This window comes from Microcystis sp. LEGE 08355, from assembly GCF_015207185.1.
GTDB classification, from domain to species: domain Bacteria; phylum Cyanobacteriota; class Cyanobacteriia; order Cyanobacteriales; family Microcystaceae; genus Microcystis; species Microcystis panniformis.
On the sequence record NZ_JADEXI010000893.1, the window covers coordinates 1 to 1,277 of the forward strand.

Consider the following 1,277-nt stretch of genomic DNA (forward strand, 5'->3'; position numbering starts at 1 on the left):
ATCTGAACAAGAACATCATCGTCATCATCATCTACAGTGAAAGATGCAGCGTCATCAAGATGAGCTAAGAAGATATTAGTATCTAGTAACTCAAATGTATTTCCTCCGAAACCAAGGCTATTATCTAGATCCGAAAAAACTATTTGTGAAGCCCTATCTGTGCCTCCAATTGTAGCGAAAAAACTTTGACCATTCCAGTTAGTTAAAACTGCCAGTGGAATTGGTTGATCTGGATTAAAAGACCCCAAAAAACCTCACTGTTTGTTGATGGATTATTCGGCAATCCTGAAAGAACTGGAACAAAGTTTTCTGAAGTAGTCCCAAGACCAAACTCAGAATTAGCACCAGCACCACCTCCTAAGGATTTAACGTAAATATCAACCTGATCAGGAAATTTAAACTCTGCTGCATTGCTTGGATTAGTAATACCGCCAACGAATAAAGCAAGAGCAAAAGTAAATAAGGGATATTTGGGGTTGCAGGGATTGAACATTTTTGTTGCTCCTCAAAAATTAATTCTTTTTTTGTTGTTCGTTATCTTTTGTTCCTTGAGAATAAGGTTGATGCTTTTAGTTTGACCAGTGAGCAAAAATTGCCCAGTCGTCTGGAACAGGCGAACCAAAAGATTCGCCCGCCCACTCCCAATTAGTTAAATAAGCTGAACATCGAAAGAGACAGCAAACCCGGCGGGGCGATTTTCAATGGTTGCGAATTGTTGCCCAAGAAAACTTAACCCACCTGTTAAGCTATTGTAGTTAAATTGGCTAAGGCTACTAGCATTAAATCCGGACTTACTGATTTGGATGACATCGCCCTCTATCCACTGAAAATCCTTGATTACGTCAACTCCTTCTAGAAGAGAACCGAAAAAAAAGGCATCGGCACCAGTGCCGCCAGTGAGGATATCATTGCCATAGCCGCCATAGACAAAGTCATTCCCAGCGCCTCCTAATAGAACATCGTTGTCGGCTCCGCCAAAGAGATAATCAGTGTTGTTTCCGCCTGATAAAGTGTCAGCACCTGCTTCGCCAATGAGCAAGTCACTACCGTTTCCGCCGAAGACATTGTCATTTCCAGCGCCGCCGAAGATGTTATCTGCACCATCTCCACCATCAATGTAGTCGTTGCCTATTCCACCGTCGATGTAGTCGTTGCCCCCTTGGCCGTAAATGCTATCATTCCCTTCATTCCCGTAAAGGGTGTCATTACCGAAACTGCCGAACAAGAAGTCATTGTAAATTGTACCGTTGTAAACTGGCATTAGCTGTCAACTCCTG

2 protein-coding genes and 1 pseudogene are annotated in these 1,277 nt (G+C 42.7%); all 3 read right to left on the reverse strand.

What is annotated here, in order from left to right; genetic code table 11:
• A pseudogene (locus IQ242_RS26555) lies at window positions 1–248 on the reverse strand (hypothetical protein); the annotation flags it as partial.
• The gene (locus tag IQ242_RS26560) at window positions 203–493 is read right to left on the reverse strand and encodes a hypothetical protein (protein WP_228021216.1); all 291 of its coding nucleotides are present in this window, start codon (window positions 491–493) and stop codon (window positions 203–205) included. The pseudogene IQ242_RS26555 and the gene IQ242_RS26560, both read right to left, overlap by 46 nt.
• Before the next feature lie 156 nt (window positions 494–649).
• Complete coding sequence (locus tag IQ242_RS25040) at window positions 650–1,261, reverse strand: calcium-binding protein (RefSeq protein WP_193961815.1); 612 nt, start codon at window positions 1,259–1,261, stop codon at window positions 650–652.
• Window positions 1,262–1,277: the final 16 nt, after the last annotated feature.

What these genes read in the sequence shown, in the direction of transcription:
- IQ242_RS26560 (WP_228021216.1), bottom strand. Translation starts at nt 493, where the DNA reads ATGTTCAATCCCTGCAACCCCAAATATCCCTTATTTACTTTTGCTCTT.
- IQ242_RS25040 (WP_193961815.1), bottom strand. Translation starts at nt 1,261, where the DNA reads ATGCCAGTTTACAACGGTACAATTTACAATGACTTCTTGTTCGGCAGT.